Annotated in this window: 24 protein-coding genes, 1 pseudogene and 1 other annotated feature; of the genes and pseudogenes, 8 read left to right on the forward strand and 17 right to left on the reverse strand. The window is 39.0% G+C overall.

Annotated elements, in window-relative coordinates:
- Window positions 1-16 precede the first annotated feature (16 nt).
- Complete coding sequence (locus tag BN988_RS04975) at window positions 17-1,546, reverse strand: phytoene desaturase family protein (protein ID WP_036573719.1); 1,530 nt, start codon at window positions 1,544-1,546, stop codon at window positions 17-19.
- Window positions 1,547-1,748: 202 nt separating this feature from the next.
- On the opposite strand from BN988_RS04975, the gene BN988_RS04980 reads away from it, so the two are divergent.
- Window positions 1,749-2,672, forward strand: a complete 924-nt coding sequence (locus BN988_RS04980) for a MerR family transcriptional regulator (RefSeq protein WP_051557669.1) — start codon at window positions 1,749-1,751, stop codon at window positions 2,670-2,672.
- On the opposite strand, the gene BN988_RS04985 is transcribed toward BN988_RS04980, so the two are convergent.
- The 4 genes from BN988_RS04985 to BN988_RS05000 form a co-directional block, all read right to left on the reverse strand.
- Window positions 2,640-3,950 carry a TolB family protein gene (locus tag BN988_RS04985; protein ID WP_036573721.1) on the reverse strand — a complete coding sequence of 437 codons (1,311 nt, stop codon included), beginning with the start codon at window positions 3,948-3,950 and terminating at the stop codon, window positions 2,640-2,642. The genes BN988_RS04980 and BN988_RS04985 overlap by 33 nt on opposite strands.
- Window positions 3,951-4,018: 68 nt before the next feature.
- The gene (locus tag BN988_RS04990; RefSeq protein WP_231495190.1) at window positions 4,019-4,810 is read right to left on the reverse strand and encodes an STAS domain-containing protein; all 792 of its coding nucleotides are present in this window, start codon (window positions 4,808-4,810) and stop codon (window positions 4,019-4,021) included.
- 99 nt (window positions 4,811-4,909) lie between these two features.
- Entirely contained in the window at window positions 4,910-5,347 is a 438-nt protein-coding gene (locus BN988_RS04995) for an antibiotic biosynthesis monooxygenase family protein (protein ID WP_051557672.1), read from the reverse strand.
- A gap of 2 nt (window positions 5,348-5,349) precedes the next feature.
- Window positions 5,350-6,018 carry a sirohydrochlorin chelatase gene (locus BN988_RS05000; RefSeq protein ID WP_036573724.1) on the reverse strand — a complete coding sequence of 223 codons (669 nt, stop codon included), beginning with the start codon at window positions 6,016-6,018 and terminating at the stop codon, window positions 5,350-5,352.
- Window positions 6,019-6,132: 114 nt separating this feature from the next.
- Here BN988_RS05000 and BN988_RS05005 point away from each other — a divergent pair, with 114 nt between their 5' ends.
- Entirely contained in the window at window positions 6,133-6,759 is a 627-nt protein-coding gene (locus tag BN988_RS05005; protein WP_036573726.1) for a metal-dependent hydrolase, read from the forward strand.
- 35 nt (window positions 6,760-6,794) lie between these two features.
- Here the strand turns inward: BN988_RS05005 and BN988_RS05010 are convergent, their stop codons facing one another.
- The gene (locus BN988_RS05010; protein ID WP_036573729.1) at window positions 6,795-7,340 is read right to left on the reverse strand and encodes an NADPH-dependent FMN reductase; all 546 of its coding nucleotides are present in this window, start codon (window positions 7,338-7,340) and stop codon (window positions 6,795-6,797) included.
- Between the two features lie 236 nt (window positions 7,341-7,576).
- On the reverse strand, window positions 7,577-8,197 hold the full coding sequence (locus BN988_RS05015; protein WP_036573731.1) for a superoxide dismutase: 621 nt from the start codon (window positions 8,195-8,197) through the stop codon (window positions 7,577-7,579).
- A gap of 168 nt (window positions 8,198-8,365) precedes the next feature.
- Between BN988_RS05015 and BN988_RS05020 the strand changes: the two genes are divergently transcribed.
- Complete coding sequence (locus BN988_RS05020; protein WP_036573732.1) at window positions 8,366-8,986, forward strand: helix-turn-helix transcriptional regulator; 621 nt, start codon at window positions 8,366-8,368, stop codon at window positions 8,984-8,986.
- A 25-nt stretch (window positions 8,987-9,011) separates the two neighbouring features.
- Here BN988_RS05020 and BN988_RS05025 read toward each other — a convergent pair whose 3' ends face one another.
- Window positions 9,012-9,623 (reverse strand): HD domain-containing protein, encoded by a 612-nt coding sequence (locus BN988_RS05025; RefSeq protein WP_036573734.1) that lies wholly within the window; start codon window positions 9,621-9,623, stop codon window positions 9,012-9,014.
- 54 nt (window positions 9,624-9,677) lie between these two features.
- Window positions 9,678-10,457 (reverse strand): Cof-type HAD-IIB family hydrolase, encoded by a 780-nt coding sequence (locus BN988_RS05030; RefSeq protein WP_036573736.1) that lies wholly within the window; start codon window positions 10,455-10,457, stop codon window positions 9,678-9,680.
- 231 nt (window positions 10,458-10,688) lie between these two features.
- Between BN988_RS05030 and BN988_RS05035 the strand changes: the two genes are divergently transcribed.
- The 3 genes and pseudogenes from BN988_RS05035 to BN988_RS19400 all read left to right on the forward strand — a co-directional run bounded on the left by BN988_RS05035 (window position 10,689) and on the right by BN988_RS19400 (window position 13,397).
- Entirely contained in the window at window positions 10,689-11,525 is an 837-nt protein-coding gene (locus tag BN988_RS05035) for an aldo/keto reductase (protein ID WP_036573738.1), read from the forward strand.
- Between the two features lie 993 nt (window positions 11,526-12,518).
- Window positions 12,519-12,863: pseudogene (locus BN988_RS19395) on the forward strand (PAS domain-containing protein); the annotation flags it as partial.
- A 42-nt stretch (window positions 12,864-12,905) separates the two neighbouring features.
- Window positions 12,906-13,397 (forward strand): methyl-accepting chemotaxis protein, encoded by a 492-nt coding sequence (locus BN988_RS19400; protein ID WP_261796574.1) that lies wholly within the window; start codon window positions 12,906-12,908, stop codon window positions 13,395-13,397.
- Window positions 13,398-13,518: 121 nt separating this feature from the next.
- Here the strand turns inward: BN988_RS19400 and BN988_RS18285 are convergent, their stop codons facing one another.
- The 6 genes from BN988_RS18285 to BN988_RS05070 form a co-directional block, all read right to left on the reverse strand.
- The gene (locus BN988_RS18285; protein ID WP_147629686.1) at window positions 13,519-14,061 is read right to left on the reverse strand and encodes a 3D domain-containing protein; all 543 of its coding nucleotides are present in this window, start codon (window positions 14,059-14,061) and stop codon (window positions 13,519-13,521) included.
- A 168-nt stretch (window positions 14,062-14,229) separates the two neighbouring features.
- The gene (locus BN988_RS05050; protein WP_036573739.1) at window positions 14,230-14,922 is read right to left on the reverse strand and encodes an OmpA family protein; all 693 of its coding nucleotides are present in this window, start codon (window positions 14,920-14,922) and stop codon (window positions 14,230-14,232) included.
- Entirely contained in the window at window positions 14,912-16,741 is a 1,830-nt protein-coding gene (locus BN988_RS05055; RefSeq protein ID WP_036573741.1) for a MotA/TolQ/ExbB proton channel family protein, read from the reverse strand. Before BN988_RS05055 ends, BN988_RS05050 begins: the two co-directional genes overlap by 11 nt.
- A 272-nt stretch (window positions 16,742-17,013) precedes the next feature.
- Window positions 17,014-17,583 (reverse strand): nucleotidyltransferase family protein, encoded by a 570-nt coding sequence (locus BN988_RS05060; protein ID WP_036573744.1) that lies wholly within the window; start codon window positions 17,581-17,583, stop codon window positions 17,014-17,016.
- A 66-nt stretch (window positions 17,584-17,649) separates the two neighbouring features.
- On the reverse strand, window positions 17,650-18,675 hold the full coding sequence (locus BN988_RS05065; protein ID WP_036573747.1) for a C45 family autoproteolytic acyltransferase/hydolase: 1,026 nt from the start codon (window positions 18,673-18,675) through the stop codon (window positions 17,650-17,652).
- Between the two features lie 571 nt (window positions 18,676-19,246).
- A complete protein-coding gene (locus BN988_RS05070; RefSeq protein WP_036573749.1) occupies window positions 19,247-19,783 on the reverse strand; it encodes a hypothetical protein in 537 nt (178 codons plus the stop codon).
- 212 nt (window positions 19,784-19,995) lie between these two features.
- Window positions 19,996-20,257 (forward strand) — a binding site (T-box leader).
- A gap of 65 nt (window positions 20,258-20,322) precedes the next feature.
- Here BN988_RS05070 and BN988_RS05075 point away from each other — a divergent pair.
- Window positions 20,323-21,561, forward strand: a complete 1,239-nt coding sequence (locus BN988_RS05075; protein WP_036573752.1) for an MFS transporter — start codon at window positions 20,323-20,325, stop codon at window positions 21,559-21,561.
- Window positions 21,562-21,627: 66 nt separating this feature from the next.
- Here BN988_RS05075 and BN988_RS05080 read toward each other — a convergent pair whose 3' ends face one another.
- Window positions 21,628-22,596: an MsnO8 family LLM class oxidoreductase gene (locus tag BN988_RS05080; RefSeq protein WP_036573755.1), complete on the reverse strand. Its 969-nt coding sequence runs from the start codon at window positions 22,594-22,596 to the stop codon at window positions 21,628-21,630.
- Between the two features lie 174 nt (window positions 22,597-22,770).
- On the opposite strand from BN988_RS05080, the gene BN988_RS05085 reads away from it, so the two are divergent.
- Window positions 22,771-23,337, forward strand: coding sequence for a cupin domain-containing protein (locus tag BN988_RS05085; protein ID WP_036573757.1), 567 nt, complete (start codon window positions 22,771-22,773; stop codon window positions 23,335-23,337).
- Between the two features lie 52 nt (window positions 23,338-23,389).
- On the opposite strand, the gene BN988_RS05090 is transcribed toward BN988_RS05085, so the two are convergent.
- Window positions 23,390-24,484 (reverse strand): glycerol dehydrogenase, encoded by a 1,095-nt coding sequence (locus BN988_RS05090; RefSeq protein ID WP_036573759.1) that lies wholly within the window; start codon window positions 24,482-24,484, stop codon window positions 23,390-23,392.
- Between the last annotated feature and the right edge of the window lie 83 nt (window positions 24,485-24,567).

Here is a 24,567-nt window from a genome sequence, read left to right on the forward strand (position 1 = left end):
CTAGATCCTCCTATTTTCACGAAACTTCGTGCTTTGCTTTTTTCTCATGATCATCAAGCTGCAATTCCTCTGTTGCAATTTTTGCAGAGAGCAACACGATCGGCACGCCGGCTCCAGGATGGGTACTGCTTCCAGTAAAATATAAGTTCTCACAATTCTTTGCTTTACTTTGTGGTCGCATATGATTGCTCTGCGCGAGAGTTGGTTGTAACCCAAAACAAGCGCCATTGTAGGCATTAAATTTAAAGGCAAAATCGGGAGGAGTCATATACGATTCCGATACGAGTTCCTCTTCAATTTGTTCAAAACCCTTCACTTTTTTCATTCTGTTCAAAACTTTACTACGGTAATAATTAATTGTTTCGTCGTTCCACTCATACTCTGAAGTAGATAGGTCTGACACTGGAACAAGAACATACAATCCATCCTTGCCTTCAGGCGCAAGCGTAGGATCCATTTTGGAACCTATATAGACATAAAAGGAAGGGTCGTCTAGTAATTTTCCTTCGAATATAGCATTTAGATTTTCTTCAAAACCTTCACTGAACATAAAGTTATGCACTTGATCGATCGCTTCATATTTTCGATCCATACCAAGGTACATAATGAAACAGGAGCAGGAATATTTCATGCTATCAATCTTTTTGTCGGTATATTTTCCTTTCGCTTTCGTTTCCTGGACTAAATGCTTCATCGCATATGGGAAATCCGCATTACACATAACATAATCTGAAGGGATAAAGCGATCTCCTACTCGTATGCCCTTCGCTACCTGGTTTTCAATTACAATCTCATCGACTGCAGAATTGTAATGAACAGATCCTCCAAGTTCTAGAAAGAGCCTTTCCATGGCTGTAGCCATTGTATGCATGCCACCTTTAATAAACCAAACGCCATAAAGCATTTCAATCATAGGTATCATCGTATATAAGGAAGGACCATTAAAAGGGGAGACACCAATATAAAGGGTTTGAAAACTAATCATCTGCTTGAGCCGTTCATTTTTTATATATTTCCCGACAAAGCGATCAGCGGTGTCAAACGTTTTTAATTTTAAAGCCTGCCGCAACATAAAAGGATTATAAAAGTCTTTCGCTTGTCGGAACGGCCGTTGTATAAAATGATTTTTTGCTACAAGGAAACGTTCATATATTTTTTGTAAATATGTTAAAAAGCCCTCTGCGTCCTCATCACTGATTTCCTCTAGTGTTTTCATCAGTTCAATAAGGTCTGATGATATGTCATAGCGTTCTTCGGCATCTTTCCCAAAAAAAACGGAGTACATGGGATCAAGTCTCTCCATGGGAATATAGTCTTCAGGATCCCGTCCAACAAGTTCAAAGACCTCCCGATAGAGCTCTGGCATCATAACAATGCTTGGACCCAGGTCAAACTTGTAGCCATCCTTCTCGATCTTATGCATTTTCCCCCCTGGAATGGCTTCTTTTTCAAATAGTTCTACGTCATAGCCTGCATGTTGCAAGCGGATTGCACTTGCAAGTCCAGCTACTCCCGCTCCTATAACACTGACGCGTTTTCTTTTCATCTATTTCTCTCCCCCTGATGCTGATAACGTGCTTTTACACACAACGTTGTACAACTTTTATATTGTTCATTTCTTGCTTGTACCCTTCTATACCCAACATTTTCAGGTTACAAACAATCGTAATTAGGGAAGTGTTAACTAATAATGTCTAATCTTAAGCATCAAACATTAGACAAGCTAGACAGTAGAGGATGTTGAGAAAATGAGTATTACACAAACACAAAGGGAGTATTACATAAAGGAAGTCGCAGAACGCACAGGGCTTTCAAAGCAAGTAATTCGGAAATGGGAGAATAGATACCAATCACTGGAACCCAAGAGGAAGGAAAACGGATATCGAGTGTACAGCCAGGATGACATACGTACATTATTAAAGATTAAAGACTATCAGCAAAAAGGTGATAGTATACAGCAAGCTGTAAATAGAGTGCACAGAGAAAGAGCTCAACAAGACAAGCAACCTATTGGAAACAATATGGATATGCTTATCATGGATCTTTTAGAAGCAGGGGAAAATTGTGATGAAGCGGGTCTAAACCGTACATTACGACAGTCATATCATTATTATGGAATGGATTATTTTCTAAAGAAAATTATCATACCATTTTTAGTTGAAGTGGGGAATAAATGGGAACGTGGAGAATGGGAAGCTTTCCAAGAATCGGTGACAAGCTTAGTTGTCCGTGACTTTCTAGTGGAAATAAGGAGTAGCTTTCGATATGACGACAATGCACCTCTAATACTTGGTGCTTGTCTGCCAGGAGAATTACATGAAGTTCCGGTTCATATCATACTACTCCAATGTTTAATGAGAGGTTGGAAAACGAAGCTAATAGGCTCATCTCCGGCACCTGGATCAATCGAAGCCTTAGTTTGTCGTTTTCAGCCAAAAAAGGTTCTGTTATCTGCTACGACCAGTATTCCGTTCGAACAGAACCCTGAGCTACTTAAAACGTTAGACAAGTTTGCTGGAAGATACCAAAACACTTCCTTTTATCTCGGTGGTCAAGGAGCTATTTCCTTTGTAGGAAACAAACACCTTCGTCATATAACTGTAACGAATTGTATAGAAGATGTTGCAACATTCGAACCATCAATCAGGGCTGCTTTCCCAAATCCGAAGTAGCAATGTGCAAATGAAGGCAATAAGGGTGCAAATAAACAGACCTCCCGCTACCATACCTAGTCCAATCCCTAGCCAAGGCTTACCTAAAAATGCAACTACAAAGCTAGCAGCAAAAACAAGAATCGTTATGAGAGAACTAATTTTCACTGGTCGGTAAATAAAGATTTTCCCTTTAGGTAGAAGATAAAAGGACCATAACACTAAGAATAATACGTACAATCCTCCGATCATATAAGGATTAACGAGGGAATTTTGGTTTGAAGTTCCCTCACCAGCATGGTCCAGTAATGGTAAGTCCAATTCGATTGTAGCCATATTTTCTCCATTCGTATCAATTCTTTTTAGTGAATAAATAGCAGGATCGTTGGGCCAATTGGTATGTTCTAAGAATGCTATTGTATCCTGATCGTGAAAATATGTTGGTGATTCAATCGCACTGTTTAAGTCCGTCAATTGCTTTGTTTTCCCGTTATCCATATTTTTCACAAACAAATCGTATTCAAAAAGGGAAGAATCTTTAGACTCCTCCGAAACCGCTGAGAAAGCAATATGCTTCCCATCTGGAGCAAGGCTATTGTTATACATATCTTCTATTTCCAACCCCTGTGCACTCACTTCCTCTGTCACACTTTGTTCTGCCAAGGTGTAACGATACAACCTTTCGTTTTCCCCTTTAAAATCGCTATAATATATTGCTTCCCCGTTTTCTGACACGGAAAGATTATCCATGGAAAAATGATTTTCTTCTGTCAGCTTCTTTGGTATGTCACTACCTTCCTTTATATGGTAAAGATCGAATCCTTCAGTAGTTTCTCCAGGCTCTTTATTAAATTCCGAGGCTTTCATTGCAATTATATAGATAGATTTATCAGGTCCAAACACAGCATCACGAATGTGCAGCGTTTCTCCTGTTTGTTGGTCTGGCTCTCCATCTAAAGGCTTACTGTAAAGTACATTCGTTCCTTCTTCTCCTTCAGCCAAAAATAATAGTTCGTCACTAGTAAATGAAAACACTGGATTATGGAGTCGCTTTCCTTTTATGTCTACAACCCGCTTGACGTCTTTTCCATCAATGTCTGCTATGTAAATGGCTTCTTCGCCTTCTTGATATGCTGAAAAGGCGATTTCTTTATCATCGGGAGAAATCGCAATGCTACTTCCTAAACCAGTAAAATCTTTATAGGGATCACTATCCTTAAATAAAGCAAAAGAGACAGCGCTTACTAAAAGGGCACCAGTTATAGCGATAGCAATAAAGAACCAATGCTTACGTGTCATGCTGCTTCCCCTTTCATTCCTTATTTATTGCGAAAAACCCCCTTTTTAGAAAGGGGGTTCTTGTACCGCTATTTATCTTCAGAAGCCCGGACAATATATTCCATCGCCGTCTGCACACTCTTGAATGTCTTCATATTTCTAAATTTATCCTGAATAGTGGCAGTCTGTACTGCCATGTCAGGGCGTATTCCCGCAACAAGTAGCTGTTTACCCATAAGGGAGATAAATTGATGAATCTTTAAAAATCTAGCTACCGTATTGCGATCAACTTCATACAAGCCTGAAAGATCTATAATTAAATAATCTTGGTCAGAAAGCTCGAGGTAGTTTGATACGGATTTCATAATAGTATCCAACCGTTCTTCTCCCATCGTACCTATTAGGGGAAGCACCGAAGCATTATCATGCACTGGGACAATTGGGGTCGAGATTCGTTCGATTTCTAACAAATGCTGAGCAAGCAGTCTTTCATTCTCTTTATCTTTCGTGACGTCCTTTTGCACCCCAACAAAATAAGTCTTCTGATCTTCCTCTACCCACATAGGATCGATTGATAACTCATTCCAGAAGCCAGTTCCATCTTTTCTGTAATTGTAAAGTTGTACGGTAATCTGCCGTTCTTCCAAAATGGCCTCTCTTAATGCCTGCAAGCTTGCCTCATCTGTTTCTTCTCCCTGCAAAAAGCGGCAATTGCTGCCAATTATTTCACTCTCTGAATATCCGGTCAGTTTGTAAAAGCCTTGATTAGCAAAAACAATTGGATTATCCTCGATCGTCGGGTCTGTAATAATTAAGCCAACTCCTGTATAATTTAGTGCCTGTTCTATTAGATATTGTTTGCTTTGAATATTTTTAGTCACGCTTGGCTCCACCTCTATAATTAAAGTACCCATTTATATATCATATTATAGAACAATTGTTAAATTGTCTATGATTCTGTAGACTTATTCGTAAGGGAACTATCTCTTCGTCTTGTAAAGATGATGATAGGGCTTCCCGCTCAGTACACCTTTTTCTTTGTCAAGCCCTTCTTTTGTCCCTCTTTTTCTATGTGCATGTTGATAGGCTTTTGAGCTTTGCCAATCTCGAAATGCTTCCACGGTTTCCCACTGGGTAAGAATTAGATACGTACTGTCTGTAATTGGTCGCAGGACGCGTATCGATATAAAACCAGCCTCTTTTTCGATTAGCTTAGGGCGACTAAGGAAGCGCGCTTCAAACCTTTCCTTTGCTTCATGATTAACAGGTACATAATTGAATACATGAACAGCGTTTTCTTTCAGCTCACCAGATTGGTCAATTATCTCATATTCTTTTTCTCCTACCTCTATGCCTGTTGCCAATACCGATAGTGCAAGAGAATCTTCGTTTTCTATATGCTGTAGGCTTAAGTTCATTCTTAACTTCCTTCCAAAATCATTATTTTCTTTAGTATATATCTTTCTATGCTCTGATTAAACGATAGAGGATTCATTATATAAAAATTAGTGTTAGAACTTGCTAGAGATTTTAGTTCGTAATAAACCTTTCCCTTACTGAAAGTGAGAGGCAACATTGTTACACTTCCATACTCCTCCTGAAATTTAACTAGCTTTTCTTGTGCGCCATCTTCTGCCAGCATGACCACCAGCCAAGGCATTCCGCTTTTCTCAGCAAGCCTTTTAGCCATTGCAGAGAGAGCTTGTTTAGCCTCAAAGTGAGCTGAACCATGTGCTGCGAGGATGAACGGTTCTTTTATATCATAACTTTGTTGTATAAATCTTATGAAATGGGCATCTTCTACTAAAGGTGGCAGGATGTTCACTGGTGAATAAGCTTGGACCGCTATGTCTTTTAAGTCTTCTTCATAATGCTTACCTTTCAGAAAGAACAATGGAATGACTGTAACTTCGTAATGTTGAGGATATTGGGCCATCACATTTTCCAACAATGGAGAACCGAATTCCAAAAAGCATCCTAACACTGGGTCTTGAGCCTTTGCCTGTAGCCGATTGACCATTTTAAGGAAGGATTTATTTTTTGTTTCATCACGAGAGCCATGATAGACGAGTAGCTTTATTTTTTTCAATTAGCTCCTCCTCTCTATTAATCTGTTTTCCTTATTTTATCTTTCACTAAACAGAACATACATTTTGTTGTACACTATAAGGTGGAATAATTTACATAAGAAGGGAAACACAACATGAATGGTACTGCACATGCTGCTGTTGGAGCAGCAACAGGATTTATTGTAGCAAACACTTATACGGCTACACCACCCGAAACTGCTCTCCTTGTGAGTATAGGAATAGTAGCAGGATTACTCCCGGACCTAGATATTGATGGAAAGCTACGTGGGAGAATTACGCTTTCTCATAAACTGTTTCAATCCGTGGGCCAGCTAATTGGTATTTTAATGATTGTATACAGTATGTATGAAGGCAATGGTACAAACCAATACATTGGGTTGGGCATTGGTCTTTTACTTTTCGTATTTACCTCATTTATTAAACAAAGGCATATGTTGACACTGACTGGGATTGCTGTGATTGCGGTTGGCCTATCTTTACAGGAGACATGGTTATTTTTGCTTGGTATCTTTATACTTATCGCTTCAGTCGTCTCTCACCGCAGCTATACGCATTCGATACTCGGAGTAGTTTTCGTTTGGTACATTGCCTATCGATTAGAGTTGTCAACAGGATTAATCGGGGTTCAAAACACTTGCCTGGCAGGGTATATAAGCCATCTAGTAACAGATAGTAAATCCCTCCCTTTTAATAAAAGAGGGGTCAAACTATTTTTGCCACTTTCTTCTAAAGAATTTTAAAATGAGTTTAAGAAAAAAAGCTGGTCCATGGCGGATCAGCCCTTTTTATGCTGTAAAGCATTATGAAGCTGGAGTATTTCCTCAGAAAGTTTTGATATTCGTTCATTTACAATTGGGTTTGTAATTTCATTGTCATCATTAAAGTCATCATTATGAACGAAAACACTGTATGTCGGCACCATCCCTTTTAAGTAGGAAAGTATGGGTTTTAACTGATACTCGGATACAAGAAAGTGTTTTTCAACCCCTCCTGTCGTAACCATTGCCGTAACCTTTGCTTTAAATGCATTGACAGGTAAGTGATCAAATAAATTTTTGAGAACCCCAGAAATCGATGCTTGGTAAATTGGCGAACCGATCACAAGCGCGTCCGCTGTCGTGATTTTGTTTACAACATCCCAAGTATCTTGATTATATCCTGCTAGTGGAAACCCCCGTACCATTTCTACATCGTATTCCTTTAAATCAATTAGTTCAATTTCAAGCGATGGATCAAGTCTCTTAGCTGTCATTAACACATCATGTACTGCCTGTGACGTTTTTTCACCTACCACAGAACCGGATATTCCTGTAAGCTTCAATGTGTACCCCTCCTGTCGTCGTTTCTTGTAAAGCATATGTACAGAATAAGGTGCATGTTAACACCTTATTCTATAGTATGTTTATCCCAGTGTAACCATCCGTAAGACTCCCACATCAAAACATGAAGTGAAACAGTGATCTTTAAGCGGAATTGAGTACACGGACGCTAACACCCTGATTCGTTCAACTAACAGTCAGTGGGGGAAAGAACGCCCACACTGATTGAAGTTTCACTTTATTTTGTAGCTGCTTCAAACTTTGTGGCTACGGCTTGCCAGTCAATAATATTAAAGAAGTTTTCAATGTATTCAGGTCTTCTGTTTTGATATGTTAGATAATAAGCATGTTCCCATACATCAAGGCCAAGAATTGGTGTTTTACCTTCCATAACAGGGCTATCTTGATTTGGTGTGCTCGTAATTTCCAGTTTATTATTTGAGTTTACAACAAGCCAAGCCCATCCTGAACCAAATCGGGTTGTTGCTGCATCTGCAAATTTTTGCTCGAAGCTGCTGATACTTCCGAAAGCATCGTTCATTGCCTCTGCAAGCTTTCCTTCTGGTGCCGATGCTTCTTTAGATGGTGCAATGACCTCCCAGAATAAAGAGTGGTTTAAATGACCTCCACCATTATTTCTAACCGCTGTGCGTATTTCTGCAGGCAGAGCATCAAGATCAGAAAGCAATGCTTCCAATGATTTTTCCTGAAGGCTTTGATGCCCTTCCAAAGCACCGTTTAGTTTGGTTACATATGTTTGATGATGTTTCCCGTGATGTATCTCCATTGTTTTTGCATCAATATAAGGTTCTAGTGCATCGTGTGCGTAAGGTAGTGCAGGTAATTCAAATTTAGCCATGTTACTTTCCTCCCTAATCGAAATAGTTTATACTTTTTATACTATAAAGTATAATAAGTTTAAATAAAGCGTACCCTAATCAAATTGGCATCGCAACTAAAATGCTTGATGAGATTATGAAGCTATAACAGAAATAAGTGTTATACAAGAGACTTAAGGAGGTGCACGATGCAACTAAAAACAACCAAGGATAGAATTCTTGATCTTTTAAAAAGAGAAGTTCGTATGACGGTCGGGGCCTTGTCGGAACGCCTTGAAATTACCGACATGGCTGTAAGGAAACATCTATCGGTCATGGAAAAAGATGGCCTTATTGCTACGGAAGAAATCAGGCAGCCAATGGGGAGACCTGTTCAGAGCTATACTTTGTCAGCGAAAGGAGAACTGCTTTTTCCTAAAAGCTATGAAGGATTAAGTGTAGAATTTCTGCAAGAGATACAAGCACTTTATGGTAGCAAATCTGTTGAACAGCTTTTTCAAAACAGAGAAAAACGTTTGACGAAGGAATATACTTTACGTATGCAAAAAAAATCACCTCAAGAGAGAATGCAAGAAATTCAGACTATCCAAAATGAAAAAGGATACATGGCTGACATTACCAGGATAGATGATAATAGCTACGAGCTCATCGAGTACAATTGTCCAATAATGGCTGTCGCAAAAGAATACAAAGTAGCATGTAAATGTGAAACTTCCATGTTTAAAAATGTCTTACAAACAGAAAACGTCAATCGGACAAGCTGTAAAACGGAAGGGAATGACCATTGTAGGTTTCAAATCAGCTTTTAAGCTCCCCACCGGACATTCCCTTGTTTTATGCTTTTAATGTATCTGTTTCGATTCCTGCTTCTCTCAGCTTTTCATCTGCTTCCTCTTCAATTAGATCCTTTAATTCCTTTAGAACGGGGTGAAAATCTGCATGTTTGCCAAGCATAAAGCTCATTTTATGTTCCACCGGTAGCCATGTGTCGATAGAGGCTTCGTTATGCTGTATTTGCGCTTCAAGCTTATCAAGTGCATTAGCAGTCTTAGCTTCTAGAGTCTCTTTATTTTCAAACTCCATCCACAATTGGTGTACTTCTAATCCTAATTCATGAGGAAGTATGTCTCGGAGATGATCAATTGCCTCTAACTCTCGAGCTTGCTTCAATGCTTTGACTTCTTCATTATCCAGTGTATCAAATGCTGGCACATCGGTTGCTTCTGCCTCAACAAGATCATGAATGATAACCATTTTTAATAACTTTGCTGTATCTAGCCTTTCTTCCATTAATGGCTCAATCAGCATTGTCATTAAGGATAGTCGCCATGTATGTTCCGCAACGCTCTCTTGTCTACCATTGCTAAGCCAACTGTGGCGGAGTTCATATTTAAGCTTCTCTGCAAGCTTAATCACTTGCATAACATCCTTTAATGTATCCTTCATCCTATTCCCCCCTATTATTGCTTGGATAGACAAGGCCCTCTGTTCTTTAATAAATTACAAAAGCCCTAACATCTGTAATCCTTTTAAAATCCCGTCCTTATCCACAGCTGCTGTTTCATATTTTGCAGCTTGTTTTGCACGAGGATGGCCGTTCCCCATTGCGACACTTTTCGGAATCTCAGTCAGCATCTCCAAATCATTTAATGAATCTCCAAACGCGACGTGATTTTCAGGTTTAATATCAAGCAGATCGGTAACTTTTCTTATCCCGACCGCTTTTGACCCCTCAGCAGGTACAACGTCCACTGATCTCGGGTGCCAACGTACAAAGTTAAAAGCACTATACTTTTCTTCGTAAAATCTCTCTTCGCTCTCTTCACAGAACAATAAGGATTGGTAGATATCTCTTCCTTTGTTGTATGTTGGATCATGTTCTAAGTTCATATCTACTTTTAAGGTGGCCAAGCCTTCGTTAATTGCATCGTGATCTGGAACGTTTGCCTTCATTTCTTCTTCACCCATGAAAACAATCGGATTCTCTTTTGCCAGTGATACTTTTGCTAAGTCCTCTAATAATTCGCTATTCAAAGGATTTCGGTGAATCACCTCACCTTTATAAACTACATACTGACCGTTAAAACATACATATGTATCAATTTCTAACTCTTCACGCAAGTCTTGGAAAAAAAACGGCGCCCTTCCTGTCGCAATTGCAACCTCATGTCCTGCCTTCTTCAAAGCAGCGATGGCTTCTTTCGTACTTTTAGGAAGTTCTTTTTCTTCGTTAAGAAGTGTACCATCTATATCAAAAAATACGATGTGTTTATCAAGCATGCTAACCCCTCCACCTTTCCTATATACTATTTTTTATCACACTTAGCATAGACTATGGAAGGGTTTTCAAGTCAAGTAATTGCACCCAAATCGTAGTTATTTTCAATCTATTTAGTTGAATCGTTTTAATAGATAGTGATAGTCTAATAATAACAAATATGACCTTATCAAATCGGTTATGAGATTGGTCAACACTTTTGTGACATTTAATAATGAAAGGGAGCGAAGAATATGCACATACCTGAAATCACGCTTAATGATGGTTTAACTGTCCCTGAAATTGGATTTGGAACGTACAAACTAAATGGCAACGAAGGAGTAAACGCAATTACTAGCGCTATTAGTACTGGATACAGGCTAATTGATACAGCTTATAACTATGAAAACGAAGGCACAGTTGGAGAAGCTATTCGTCGTAGCTCTGTACCAAGAGAAGAATTACTTGTTACGTCAAAATTGCCGGGTCGCTACCAGCCATACGATAAAGCTGTTACAACGATTCAAGAGTCGCTTTACCGAGCTAAACTTGATTATTACGACCTTTATTTAATCCATTGGCCAAACCCTCAGCAAGGGCACTATGTTGAAGCTTGGCAAGCTCTGATTGATGCAAAAAAATGGGGACTTATCCGTTCCATCGGTGTATGTAATTTCCTACCAGAGCACCTTGAACGACTGAATAAGGAAACTGGTGTGCTACCAAGCATGAACCAAATTGAACTACATCCGTTTTTTAATCAAGAGGAGCAACGTAAATGGCATGAAGAGAATAATGTGAAAACAGAGTCTTGGAGTCCTCTGGGAAGAGCGAGCGCCGTGCTGGAAAATGAGACAATTGGCAAGATTGCCGATAAGCATCAAAAGACTATTTCTCAGGTAATTTTACGGTGGCACCACCAACTTGGATCCATTCCAATTCCTAAGTCTGCTTCACCAAGCCGACAACTCGAAAATATTTCCATTTTTGATTTCACTCTAAGTGAATCGGAAATGACTACTATTTCCCAGTTAACTCGCCCTGATGGTAGGTTAAAAGATCAAGACCCAGCAGTCTATGAAGAATTCTAATAGAAAATTGTGAAGAGGCTGGGACATAACGTCCCAGCCTCTTTAAAACGCGAACAATAAGAAAAAACTGCTTAATTACCGCTCTGGAAAATACTCCGCTTTCCGTGGACACGGCCTTAGTCTCGGGCCAACAGGACGTTGGTCACGAAGGTGTTGCCACAGGACGTGGCGCTCTTAGCCTTTGTTCCTTCTCGCTTCTTGCGGGGCCTTCGGACTCGTGCTGTTCCCACTGGAGTCTCCGCATTTTTCCTTCGCTAAAATGTGATTTAGATACCGAAAAATTAGGGACTACCCCTAATTTTTCGAACTTTTCTACAATAATAAGTTTGAACGTACGGTTATTTCTTGTTTAATTTTCTAGTGTCCCAGCCCCATTTCACGTTAGGAAAGTATAAAATCTCAGCTATTAAGTAATGACGAAGTGGTTTAAATTTTGTAGACCTAAGTATAAGAAAAGAGGAGGGGACATAACAAAAAGTATTAGTCAAAAGACGGATGATAGCTAGAATAAGCGTAAGAAATATACGGAGACTCCTATGGGAGGAAGGCCTAGGCGAGACCCCGGAATGCGGAGCATCCGGAGGCTCACCAGCCGCCCATGGAAAGCGAAGTATATTTCTGAAGCGGTTTTTCAAACACCGTTCTTTCGGATTTTATCTTTTGCGTAAATAATTTTGTCCCGTCCTTTCCTCTTTTTTATGTGTAGAATTCGTATATGAGTCGTCCTATATAATGATTCTAGCTTAACTTTAAAAATTATTTTTAATTCAGGTTTATTCAATTCATAATTAGGGAAAAGATACTAGGACATAAGAATGAGATTGAATTATCAGGCTCGATGAAAATAGAATACGCTAAAAATAAGGAGACTCCCCTTTTTGACTGCTTTTAATATAACTACCTTATTTTAAATGTATAAAGATTTTTACAGTAGCCCGAATTAGGAGGATGTTTTCTATGATACATACTAAAGAAACGGAGCAAGTAACAGATATGCACGTAGTCAAAGCAATTGAGGAAAATTTAGCGATTATCCGGTTTGGGCTTGATTTTCGTGTTGCTTATGTAAATGATGTATTTGCAAGGACAGTAGGATATACGACAGATGAAATGCTAGGAATGCATCACAAAGAACTTTGCTTTCCTGAATTTGCTAACAGTCCCGACTATAACCAATTCTGGAATAACATCCTGAAAGGGAGAAGCTTTCAGGACAAAATTGAGCGAAAGGGGAAAGATAATAAACGGATATGGCTTGAAGCAACTTATATGCCAATCTTTGACGAGACACAGACGAAAGTTATCGGCGTATCGAAAGTGGCTACTGATATTACAGACAGACATAAAGCCATCACAGACGTTGGAGACCAACTAAATCTCATGTCTACTAATCTAAATTCTAAAGCTTCAGCCGGTATAGAGCGCTCCGAAGATCTCTTAGCATTAATAGGTAGTATTACAAAAGTATCTGGAAAAAATACGAAGAATTTAGCACAACTAGAAAAAGAGACACAATCGATTCAAGAAATTGTTAAAACTGTAAAAGCTATTGCTTCTCAAACGAATCTACTTGCTTTAAATGCTGCAATTGAAGCAGCAAGAGCCGGTGAACATGGTAGAGGGTTTAATGTTGTAGCTCAGGAAGTCCGTAAGCTATCTAATAATGTAGAAAAATCCATAACTCAAATTCGCGATAATATTGAACGAATTACATCTGAAATTAACACCATAAGTGCTGGAACAAAGGATGTTCAAGAACATATTATGGAAGGACAAGTAAAAGTCCAAACAACAGTAGAGGATTTTAAAGACCTTACCGAATCCTCCAAGCAATTAGATGTACAAGCGCAACAATTTACTGAACTATTATAGCAAACTGCCTCCAAACTAAGGGGGCTTTTTTATGCCTCCTTTCGTTTCAATTAATTGAAGAAGAGTGATTAAAAAAAGAACTCCCTGATATGGCACTCACCAGTCAGGGAAGTTCTCCTTTTTAACCATCAAATACAAACTGTCGATCTTTGTTATCCTCTATAATTTGAACATCAAGCTTCTGTACTCCAAAATGGATCGCTTCTTCCAAATCTTCTATATACACATCTAGACGCCCTTCCTTAATTGCACTACCACGATCCTCACAAGTGTATGTTTCATCCAGTTCTGGTATATACAACTGTGTCCCAAAATCGAGTGAAGAAGGGCAAGCTAATGTTTCATTTTCTTTTACTAGGCTGCCAGATGCCGTAATCCCATAAGCTGGGTGATTAGGTGACTTGCCTGTTGACTCTTCCCCAGCAGTATAGGCAGTTATGATGAATGTTTCTGTATTCAGCTCTTTTTCCTTCTCCTCCTCATTATTTGTTGAATTCTTCAATGGGATAAATACTGCACTTTCAATAAATGATTGGGACGCGACTAATGGCGACATCACCTCAGCATTTTCATTCTCCCCCATTAAATCTTCCACAAGAGGAAATGTGATGATATGTTGTTCATCGGCTTGTACTTGCTCTGAAAGCGCGAATGTTATTACCAATATAAGTGCGGCGCTTAATAATACCTTTCGAATGTGAAACCCTCCTACCTTTTTCCTGTTGATAAGGTAATTTGTCCTATACGACGAAAAACTGCCATACAAGTCATTGCTTACCCGGAATAGGTTTAAAATAAACTTTTAGAAGGTCTGTCAGCTAAAAAAGGAAGGCTATTCTCCTAAAATCTCCCTCGTTTTATCTAGAATTTCCTCATCCTTTAGTCGGAATTTGAACTCCACTCTACGGGAATCCTCTGCACTATAATCGCCATTTTCATCCGTTCTAGGATCAGAATAAGATTTGCTGTTTACTGTTAATTTCTCCCCGACATGTTGCTGAATGTTCTCATATGGAAAGTCTTCACTCATAATATAGTCAGCAACACTATAGGCACGCTCCTGGGAAAGCTGCAGATTGTATAAATAACTGCCATCCCGATCGGTATGCCCTTCTATAATAATTTCGGCAATGTACTCCTCATACCCACTCTGTAGCAAAACATCTAGATACTTTGGAACAAATTCATCCAAGAACTTAAAAGACTGAGGTTTTAATTCATCTTCTCCATAATCGAATAGAATTTCTGTATTAAATATAATTGCCCCCGTTTTTTCATCTACCTCAACACCCATTGCAGCGTCACTGAATTCTTCTTTTAGTTCACTTACAAGCTTGGCTCTAACACCCATAATCTGATCAAGGGTCTCCTTCATTTCTTCAATTTGCAGCGATTTAATAACCATCATGCAAATAAAAATTAGCATAAAACAGAGTAGAATGGTTGTTAGCAAATCAGTAAACGATGGCCAGAAGTGCCCTTCTTCTTGTTCATTTTTAAATAATCGTTGATATTTAGAAGTCATTTTGGTTCATTCCTATTCCATTACTCCAGTTACCTGACTGCTGCTGCGGAGGAATGGTTCGACGTTGATTTATCGATTGAAGCTCCCTGCTAATCTCTTGAAGTGTTTGTTGAATAAATCTGCCATTACTTTGGTGCGTCGCTTCGGTAATACGTTGGACTTCTTTAAACTCGGTACGAATCGAGTCATTTGTCTGCTCAACGTACCGACCAAAACTTTGCAGCAAACTATCCAATTTATTTCCAAGCGAGCCTTCGAGATTCCCGACATAGTTAGATAGCGTATCTTTCAATATCCCGACACTTGCCTCCATCTGATTTTCCCTTTGACGGAATCCATTGTTCATCTGGCTGACTGTGGCATTGATATCTTGAATGAGTTGATTGTTTTTCATCCCGATTTGTTCAAAAGTATTTGCAGTATCCTGCATGTGCTTTTCATATGTCATTGATTCACTCGAATGGTTTTTCAAATGTTGACTAAAGGTCCGATTAAATTCCTTCAGTTCGGTAAAGCGATCTGAGAGAAGATGCTTATACTCTGCCTGCGTCTGGTTAATAACTTCCAATGCATCAGGAAGTTTCACAATCGATGAGCCCATCTTGTCAAATTCTCGAGATAGCTCCCCAAGATAGGTCATAACACCCGATAGTTTCGTAGATAGATCCTCTCCAAAAATTCTTTGAAAAGCCTTATTTTGATGATCCATCACATTAACTAATTCACCACTTTTTTCCTGAATTCTTTCAAAAGAAGTATGCATTGTTTCCTGTTCTCCCAGAAGTGTGGACGTAAATTGCTTGATCTCTCCCACAGACATTTCGAATTGTTGTAATGTCTTCATTTGTGTATCCGAAACTTCCTTCATTTTTTCAAACGTGTTTTCAAACACTTTTACCATTCGTTCGTTTTTATTATCCATCTTCTTAAAATAAGAAAATAGTGAATCGAAATTTTTATTTAGGTTGGTTGTCCCTTCGGAAAAGCCATCTGTTACGTCTTTCATATGTTGGAATAGTCCTTGAAATTCCTCAAGATTATCCGATAATCCATCATTAAAGGCCGCCAAATCCTTGGCAGATTGTTGTAAACCAGCAGTATATTCCTTAAATCCAGTGAATGAAGCTTCAATACCTTGTAAGGATTGTTGATTTGTCTTCTGCAGGCTTAGGATCGATTGATTGATTGCTTCTGAAACACCAATTAGTCGCCCCATATTATTCTGCTCTGTCCCTTCCAGACTGGATTCTGTCATGAGCATGATATCCGTTAAGATAAATTCTGTGTTCATTATTTTAATGAGTAGCGTCATTATTAAAGAGAAGCCCATACCTGCAATACTCGTGTAAAAGGCCACATCAATGCCCGCCAAGACTCCAGCAACTCCCTCAACCAGATCACTATCATTGATATTAATGCTACCAAGAGATGAGGTAAGCCCGATAAACGTCCCCAATACTCCAAGTAAGATAAAGACGGACACGGTCATTTGAATCATCTTAATTAAACTAACAACAGGCACTTGAAAAATGCGCCACCCTGAAAACTTTTCCTGCACGAAGGTTTCCGCCTTCACACCTTCTCCCTGCTTGTTGTTAAATTGTTCCTGAAATCCTTGTAGTGGTTCAATATCTAATCGATTTGTATCTTTCACGTAATTCCGTACCTTTTTCAGTTTCCCAAATAATGTAATATGAAGTAGCACCGCGATGATAAAAAGACCAAACAAAAGAATAAAAATGGCTTCTATCATTGAGTTAGCTAATATTGCTTCCGCCTTTTGCTCACTTGTAAACATCTCAAGAATGGCTTGCACCATTTTATTTTCCTCCTTGTAGCTTGCATTTTTTCTAGGTCATTTTCTTAGAATTCTCTTCTTCTATTGCTATTCAAGAAAAAGGCGAAACATGTGTACAAGTTAGATGAAAGAAAGAACTTCAGCACTATTAATTGAGATTTTTATGAAACAAAAAAAGTCAGGATATCAATGTTACCCTGACGAAAAATACTACTATGATATTATAGAGACCTATAACAAATAAGATCCTAAACTACCTGTCTTTCCATTGCATATGTACTAAATTAACCTACTTAATCTTCATGAGAATGCACTTCTATCTTATGCCAAATAGACTGCCAGTTTTTCTTTTTAATTCTGTCTTTATAAATGACCGTCCGATCGCTACTTTCGGCAAAATACGGGGTTGGCTTCACCTTTAAACCTACTACATCTTTAATTCCACAAGGAGCGGTTAAAATAATTTGGCCTTCATGGTTTAGCTTCACCCCAAGTGCTGTAGCTGTTTCTGGAAATTTAGATATAGCGTCTTCTGAAGATGTGTATGGCGTAAAATGATTTACCATATGCATCCTCGCTTCATTTTTTACCGACCAGGGAACTTCAGGAAGCATTTCATGCAACATCGCTTCAAGTCTCTTTTCTTCTAATTCATCTATGTTTGTTTTATCAAAAAAGATAACATCTACGTCTGGGAGGGTCGTCTTCTTAAAACCGTGTAATGTGTCCCAGATTTTGGAACGTACAAAACCAGCACAAATCCACCAATCCGGCAAATCTAGCTTTTTAGCTATTTTTAGTATTCGCATCATTTCTTTGTCCCCTTGTACAAGCTTTATAATATCTTGTTCGGTTTTCACCATCTGGAGCCACCCTATACGGATCGTTTGTTCTATTTCGATTTTAACATAGTAGGAGGGGTTTGTTTCTCAAATTTCGTCTGCCTCGATAAATCCATTCATTTTCTGTACGTCTAAATTCACACCCTTGACCCACTCTTTCAAATCTATCTCTAAGACCCCCTCGCTTTTAGCAATAGTCGTAAGGATTTTCGCTTTTTTATATGAATAGGAGAAGGTATGTAGGGTTCCAAACAAGTTTTGATAATCAATGAAAAACAGCGGTGAAGTTGGATCTTTAAAAAGGTTAAACATTGCTTCATGGGTCATTAGGTCTGCTTCTAATCCATGTAAAAAAACATCCCGTTGAACCGACCCCGTAATGATATCCCTGTTTTTTCTTCGCATTGTCTGCTCCTGAAAATGATTTACACAGGAGAGCATTTTCTCTCCTCGTCTTACCATCACGCTGTCAGGGCTAATCTCCACTTCAGCAAAATCACCAAATCGATCACCGATGGAAATATTGTAGCAAGCAGCATGAGGTATCTCTTTTAATAATTGAGTAGCCTCATCAACAGTGCTACAAGTATCCAAAACCATACGGACCGCTACCCAGGCTGAAATCCCTTTGGTATATGATTGATTGCTAACAAAATGTAATCCCGCCACTAATCCTTCCTGGTTGACACCATCGTGTCTCCCTAATAGAAGAAGATTATATCCCGCTGTAGCTAAAGCCTCTTTTGGCTGACTAAGAGTGAACAGCCTATCATAGAATTCCGATGAAAAATCATAATTTCTCACATAATATTCTTTTGTCAGAATTGCAGAGCATCCCATCTCCTTTGTTTTCGGAACATCATAACCACTGAACATAGCTGCAGCCTTCCTGAAGGAGATATTCAAACCATCTGCAATTCCCTTCAGTTCTTCCAGTAAGTGTGGTGCCAATGCGGTGTAAACAGACTTCATACTTTCCTCGTCAATAACTGATTTTGTTATTGAATCATATGTATTCAATATTGGTCTGTTACGATAAAACTCCCCTAAATCCCTTCCAATTTGATAAGAACTATTCCTTACCTGAAGCACATCCACAGTAAATGACCCCATTATTTTTCATCTCCTTGCTTCGATATTTAATTCCATTATACGAATAACAAGGCAAGAGTTCCTGTCTTTTTATGCTCCTTAAAGATAGGTATAGTTTCAACTAATAACTACGTAGAAAAAAACACAAGCATTAGTTAGCAGACCGCCATTATCTTGACCAAAAGCGGCCCCATTTATGATATAGTTAGAAGACAATAGACTGGCTTCACATGAGGGAGTTGGTGCACTTCTCTTTTTAGGAAGATTCCTAAAAAGGAGGTGATGCCAATGGGGATTGAATCGGTGTTAACGTTAATGATATCCTTTGGGATGCTTATTGCGTTTATCATGTCTGACAAGAACCAAAAAAAATAACCCCTCATGTGTTTTAGCCAGGCGCTGAGGGATTACTTCTCTGAGTGTACCGCCCCCTTATGGGGTTGGTCTATTGGAACCGTTCCATGTGTCCAGCATGGAGCGGTTTTTTATACATTATGTTTATTTGTAAATAGTATACCACGAAATGGGAGTAAATACACTCTTTTACTGGCAATAGGAAAAGCTACGGAATGTCAGGATATATGTGTGCACATTAGTGAATTATTTGCATAGCTGTCAAGAGGTTGAAAATATTCACTGCTGCTAGGACCCATTTTAAAGCACGTTGTCCTCTAAATGCATAATAAATACCAACTACAGGAAAAATTAATGTTCCCAAGATATATATCATCCCAAGGACGCCGCTAATGTATTCACTTAGTAACATGCCACCAAACCAAACAGCAAAAAAGCCTAAAACACAAATGAACGACGCTTTCAGATTTCTGCTGCCAAGATCCTTAACCCAGGCTCTACCTACCTCTATGTAAAAATCTTCTTCCTGTCTCTTTTCTCGGACCGCAATAAATGCTGCTATTAACTCCTTGGAGCTCTTATTCTGAACAGGCTCTGGCCCTTCGGTAAAATCCTCATTCAATTGCTCATTATCTAGAAGCGTTTTATGCAAGGATTTCAAAACCTTGTTTACCTCTTTATAGTCCTTTTCCTTCCTGCCTCTTTTCTTCAAAACAGAATGGACAAAGAAACGAATTGCTTTAAGATAAATCATTGATATTAATCTGCCAAACATACTAATGTTCCCTTCTCGTTATAATTGTCCTGCAAATAGATCCTTTAACTATTATCAGTTTACCATATCACAAGAAGAATGAGGATGGTTGGTTATGGACTACAATGCATCAATGCACTATGGTGTGGTGTGATGATTGTTAGATAAATAATTAAGATGAAATTTAGGATTGCGCTTCATTCCGTCCCATGCTAAACTATTTAAAATTATCTAAAAAGACGATGACGAGAAAAGTAAATGAGGTCAATGCACAACAGAGAGCTCCGGGCGCTGAAAAGGAGTGTGTATTTACTCATTGAAACAAGACTCCGAGTAGCACGCTGGATTGATACATGATAGCGTGACAGGCGCTCCTGTTACAGAGCTAAAGTATAAGCAAAGTAATCTTTGTCGTACTTGAAGAGGTTAATATGGTGACATATTAGCAAACTGGGGTGGCACCACGATTTAGAATTTTAAAATCTCGTCCCTAAGACATTACGTCTTGGGGGTGAGATTTTTTTGTTTTGCATTTTTTAATTGAAAGGAGTAGAGGAAGAATGAAGGAAAAGTCTAATAGGAAGTATCCCACTCTATTTTTGTTCAAGGTTGGCATTTCAAACATTGGAGAATGGGTTTATTTCATTTCACTGAATCTTATTGTCTTAAATATGACAGGCTCTGCTTTAGCCGTAACCGGCCTCTATTTAATAAAACCAATGGCTGTCCTGCTCACGAATTTCTGGGCTGGCAGCCTCATCGATCGAATGAACAAACGGAGATTATTGATGGGACTAGATCTATTTAGAGGAATGGTCATTGGCTTTCTTCCCTTATTTGCAACATCTCTTCCGCTTATCTATGTGACATCATTAATCGTAAATATGGCGGCTTCGATGTTTGAACCAGCTTCTATGGCCTACATGACAAAATTAATTCCACCTAAAAAACGTAAACAATTCAATTCTATTCACAGCTTTGTTACATCAGGAGCTTTTTTAGTTGGCCCTGCTGTTGCCGGCATTCTGTTTTTTATTGGATCACCAATATTGGCTATCTACATCAATGGTTTTGCTTTAATTATCGCAGGATTAATTACATGGCTACTTCCCGATCTAGAGAAAGGAAAGATCGTTTCAGAGCAAGAGAATGCCAATACTATAGGGGTTTTAAGAAAAGATTGGCAAGCAGTCTTAACCTTCAGCCTTACGAATCGATATATTTTTGTCATTTACTTTCTATTCAGCTCAGTTATGATGGTTTTGGCAAGTGCAGTGGATTCACTGGAGGCTGCCTTTACTAAACAAGTCCTCTTCTTATCAGATAGTGAATACGGATTTCTGGTTACGATTGCTGGGGCTGGCATTATAATAGGAGCTAGTATTAATACACTAATTGTACAAAAACTAAAAACCTCCCTTTTAATAGGAGGTGGGGCTGTATTTGTTACAATTGGATATATTGTGTATGCCTTCTCCACTAACTTCCTAATAGCCGGGATAGGCTTCTTTATTCTTGCCTTTTTCATCTCTTTTGCTAACACTGGTTTCCTTACTTTCTACCAGCATCACGTCCCATCTGAAATAATGGGACGGATTGGAAGCTTCTATAATTTGCTGGAAGCAATCTTGATAATTGTTACAACTGGATTCATGGGTGTAGCCACATTATTCCTTTCAATTCGGTTGACTGTCTGCCTGGGCGTATTCCTTATGTTCGTGTTGTCGGTTGTCTTACTTGGTGCAATTCTATTACCCTCCAGAAGGAGATTTTTCCAGTCTCCTATTGCAGACCAATAATGGCAATTCGAAGCTTTTGTAAAAAGGAACATGGCTATACCCCCATGTTCCTTCCTGTTTTAATCCTTAAGAGAACAATTTCTTAATCCTTTGATACGACCGCTCTTTTTCTTTAAAATCATAGAGGTTGGTTAAAATTAACCAGTCCTCACACTTATAAATTTTTGATAAACGAAGGATCTCTGATTTAACTTTTTCTGGACCACCAATAATCATTCGGCGTCTATTAAACTGTATTTTCTCTTCCTCTGACACACTTAATTGTTTTTCCTTAGCTTCCTGCACACTAGGAACACGACTATCCAACCCCTTTTCTACCTGCAGGAGCCAGAGATCCTGGCTCCGCGCTAACTCCTCAGCATGTGCATCGTTTTCCCCACATACTACAAAGACCGCTGTTCTGCTTACAGAGGATGGGAAGAGACCAGGTTTAAACCTTTCACGGTATCGTTGATGACTCGCTTCTCCCCTCTCCGGTTTTATAAAGTGACCGAAAACATAGCCTATCCCTAATTCAGCTGCAAATTCTGCACTATTCTCTCCTAATCCGAGACTAAATAAGCTAGGAGCCACTTCCGTGCGTGGAGCTGCTCTAACTTTTCCTTCTCCCTGTATAAAATGCAGGAGATTTTGTAGTTTTTCTGGATATTCAGCCATTTGGTTCGGCTTCCCGTCAGCCAATAACGACCGAATGGTTTCGTTTCCCCCAGGTGAACGCCCTACGCCAGCTTCAATTCTTCCAGGGTAAAGAGCTTGGAGCTGTAGTAGCTGAGCTGCAACCTTATACGCACTGTATTGCGGCAGCAAAATACCACCACTTCCTACAGCTATTTTCTTCGTTTGTCCTGCAAGGGCAGCCATCATGATTTCTGGAGAACTAGAAACAAGACCTTTTGTTCCGTGATGTTCCGCAAACCAATATCGCTCATAGCCCAAATCTTCTACATATCTAGCCAAATCTATTGTACACACAGCCATTTCTTCTGCACTCATTCCTTTTGGCTGTGCCATCTGATCTAACACACCTAACCGCATCAGTTAAACTCCTTTTTCGTTCCATTTTCCCTTATTACGTAGCAGAAGGAAAGATTAACGCTCATACTACTTTATAATCAAGCTAAGTATAGAAATTACTTCTACACAATTTTCAATGACATTTACCCAATCCCTTACATACTATAAGAGCAAAATGTGAAAGGATTGAAGTATATGTATTATTACCCTTATCCCCATCCACATGTTATGGCTACACACTATAATGCTTTCCCACCTGAGTACACTTATTATCCAGCTGTTCGTCATTATCCTGGTTACTATGAAAATAACTGGCCACAAAGTGAACTTCCGAGAATTACATTAAAAGATTATGGCCACCAACCTTTTGTAACCAATATCGAAAGAGCAACCAAGCAGAACAATACTTTCCGTACTGCCTTATGGAGCGGAGACCATCTGCAAGTTACGTTAATGAGCATTCCAGTTGGAGAGGACATTGGACTAGAGCTACATCGAGATGTAGATCAATTTTTGCGCATTGAACAAGGGCGTGGTTTAACCGAAATGGGCAAAAAGAAAGATAACCTGTCGTTCAAACGCCGTGTGTCTGATGATGATGCTATCTTTATTCCAGCAGGATTTTGGCATAACATTACAAACACCGGCAACAAACCACTGAAATTGTATTCCATCTATGCTCCTCCAGAGCACCCATTTGGCACTATTCACGAAACGAAATCACAAGCAATGGCATCTGAATCAGGTTATCATCATTCATAACCAAATAAAAACAGATCAAGGAACTCACCCCCTGATCTGTTTTTATTCATTTTTATGACTTACTTAATTGGTCTACTGCCAGAAGGGCATCTGCTACATCTTCTGCAGTAATTGCAGGAGAAAGATTGCCCATTGTATCTGCTTCACTTGTTGCTGCTTCGCCAACTTTAACTAGATCTTCATAGGATGCATTTTCCAGATGCAAATCTTTTAACGTTGTCGGAAGCCCAAGTGATTGATAAAAATCAATATACTTTCGAATCTCTACTTCTGGGTGTAATTCTAGGACAAGATGCGCAAGGGTTCCATATGCAACTTTCTCGCCATGTGTTAGATGATGAATATCTCCCTCTAATACGGTAAAACCGTTGTGAATGGAATGTGCTCCAGCTAATCCACCACTTTCAAATCCTAGACCAGACAGTAATGTATTTGCCTCTACAATAGCTTCCACATGCTGGGTTACAAGACCTTCTTTTACTGCTTTATAGGCTGCTTGTCCATATGCAAAAAGTGTCTCTTCACATTTCTCTGCAATAGCTTTGGCAGCAATGCTTGTTTTACCACCAGCCATGGTATCACTGTTACTTTTAATAGCGGCTCTTGCTTCCACCCAGGTTGCCATCGCATCCGCAATACCTGAAGCAAATAATCTTGGCGGCGCACCAGCAACTACTTTTGTATCTACCAGCACAAGATCTGGATTCTTCTTATAAAAATTATAAGATTCAAATACCCCTTTGTCCGAATAAATTACCGACAAAGCACTTGTTGGTGCATCGGTAGAAGCTGTTGTCGGAACAATAATAACGCCTGTATCCAATTGATCAGCAATCGCTTTTGCAGTATCAAGTGTTTTACCACCACCGACTCCGATTACTGCGTCTACTGATTCACTCTTTCCTTCATCTGTAATTCTGTTTATTTCATTCCAAGATGCTTCTCCATTAAATTCTACATAATGATAGGCCAAATCTTCTTCTTTAAAACTTTTTTCAATCGCTTCTCCTGTAATTCCCCATACCGTTTCATCAGAGAGGATTAAAGGTTTTTTGCTTGCAGTTTCTTTAACATGCTTTCCTATTTTTTCTAATGCGTTTTTTCCTTGGATATACTTACTAGGTGAAACAAATACAATCTCAGACATCTAATCACTCCTTCATGTTATTTATAATTATAGTATACCACTATTTACCATTGTTTGTTAACAACTTCACAAACTCTACATAT

It is taken from the genome of Oceanobacillus picturae (genome assembly GCF_000612865.1).
Lineage (GTDB): Bacteria > Bacillota > Bacilli > Bacillales > Amphibacillaceae > Oceanobacillus_B > Oceanobacillus_B jordanicus.

What these genes read in the sequence shown, in the direction of transcription:
- BN988_RS04975 (WP_036573719.1), bottom strand. Translation starts at nt 1,546, where the DNA reads ATGAAAAGAAAACGCGTCAGTGTTATAGGAGCGGGAGTAGCTGGACTT.
- BN988_RS04980 (WP_051557669.1), top strand. Translation starts at nt 1,749, where the DNA reads ATGAGTATTACACAAACACAAAGGGAGTATTACATAAAGGAAGTCGCA.
- BN988_RS04985 (WP_036573721.1), bottom strand. Translation starts at nt 3,950, where the DNA reads ATGACACGTAAGCATTGGTTCTTTATTGCTATCGCTATAACTGGTGCC.
- BN988_RS04995 (WP_051557672.1), bottom strand. Translation starts at nt 5,347, where the DNA reads ATGAACTTAAGCCTACAGCATATAGAAAACGAAGATTCTCTTGCACTA.
- BN988_RS05005 (WP_036573726.1), top strand. Translation starts at nt 6,133, where the DNA reads ATGAATGGTACTGCACATGCTGCTGTTGGAGCAGCAACAGGATTTATT.
- BN988_RS05015 (WP_036573731.1), bottom strand. Translation starts at nt 8,197, where the DNA reads ATGGCTAAATTTGAATTACCTGCACTACCTTACGCACACGATGCACTA.
- BN988_RS05020 (WP_036573732.1), top strand. Translation starts at nt 8,366, where the DNA reads ATGCAACTAAAAACAACCAAGGATAGAATTCTTGATCTTTTAAAAAGA.
- BN988_RS05025 (WP_036573734.1), bottom strand. Translation starts at nt 9,623, where the DNA reads ATGAAGGATACATTAAAGGATGTTATGCAAGTGATTAAGCTTGCAGAG.
- BN988_RS05030 (WP_036573736.1), bottom strand. Translation starts at nt 10,457, where the DNA reads ATGCTTGATAAACACATCGTATTTTTTGATATAGATGGTACACTTCTT.
- BN988_RS05035 (WP_036573738.1), top strand. Translation starts at nt 10,689, where the DNA reads ATGCACATACCTGAAATCACGCTTAATGATGGTTTAACTGTCCCTGAA.
- BN988_RS19400 (WP_261796574.1), top strand. Translation starts at nt 12,906, where the DNA reads ATGTCTACTAATCTAAATTCTAAAGCTTCAGCCGGTATAGAGCGCTCC.
- BN988_RS05050 (WP_036573739.1), bottom strand. Translation starts at nt 14,922, where the DNA reads ATGACTTCTAAATATCAACGATTATTTAAAAATGAACAAGAAGAAGGG.
- BN988_RS05055 (WP_036573741.1), bottom strand. Translation starts at nt 16,741, where the DNA reads ATGGTGCAAGCCATTCTTGAGATGTTTACAAGTGAGCAAAAGGCGGAA.
- BN988_RS05060 (WP_036573744.1), bottom strand. Translation starts at nt 17,583, where the DNA reads ATGGTGAAAACCGAACAAGATATTATAAAGCTTGTACAAGGGGACAAA.
- BN988_RS05065 (WP_036573747.1), bottom strand. Translation starts at nt 18,675, where the DNA reads ATGGGGTCATTTACTGTGGATGTGCTTCAGGTAAGGAATAGTTCTTAT.
- BN988_RS05070 (WP_036573749.1), bottom strand. Translation starts at nt 19,783, where the DNA reads ATGTTTGGCAGATTAATATCAATGATTTATCTTAAAGCAATTCGTTTC.
- BN988_RS05075 (WP_036573752.1), top strand. Translation starts at nt 20,323, where the DNA reads ATGAAGGAAAAGTCTAATAGGAAGTATCCCACTCTATTTTTGTTCAAG.
- BN988_RS05080 (WP_036573755.1), bottom strand. Translation starts at nt 22,596, where the DNA reads ATGCGGTTAGGTGTGTTAGATCAGATGGCACAGCCAAAAGGAATGAGT.
- BN988_RS05085 (WP_036573757.1), top strand. Translation starts at nt 22,771, where the DNA reads ATGTATTATTACCCTTATCCCCATCCACATGTTATGGCTACACACTAT.
- BN988_RS05090 (WP_036573759.1), bottom strand. Translation starts at nt 24,484, where the DNA reads ATGTCTGAGATTGTATTTGTTTCACCTAGTAAGTATATCCAAGGAAAA.